Consider the following 397-nt stretch of genomic DNA (forward strand, 5'->3'; position numbering starts at 1 on the left):
CCTGATGCTTGATCGCCAGCCGCCAGTAATCGTTGATAAACAATCGCGCGTTATAGCGGCGGCCCAGCGCAATTGCCGCCACGACATCGGCTTCCACCTCTTCATCGCGCCGATCTTTGATGCGTAGCTGGAGAGTACGTACGCCTGCATCCAACAGACGTTCGATCCACTGTACGCTGTCCACCACCGGGTACAGTCCTGAACGAAAAGGTACAGGAGGAAAATCAGGCTGATACATCACGCTTCCTCCTTACGCAGGTAGATTTCTCCGCCTCTGGCACGGAAGTTCTCCGACATATCCGCCATTCCCATTTCAATAGTTTGCGTGGCGGCGTAATCACGCACTTCCTGGCTGATTTTCATCGAGCAGAATTTCGGCCCACACATGGAGCAAAAA

1 protein-coding gene is annotated in these 397 nt (G+C 53.7%); it reads right to left on the reverse strand.

Translation table 11 applies throughout. From position 1 onward, the window contains the following. Positions 1-238: thiamine phosphate synthase (locus FPV16_RS25985; protein ID WP_227441383.1), on the reverse strand; the 238-nt coding region annotated here is incomplete at its 3' end. Positions 239-397: the final 159 nt, after the last annotated feature.

It is taken from the genome of Methylobacterium sp. W2, from assembly GCF_020662345.1.
Classification (GTDB): Bacteria; Pseudomonadota; Alphaproteobacteria; order Rhizobiales; family Beijerinckiaceae; genus Methylobacterium.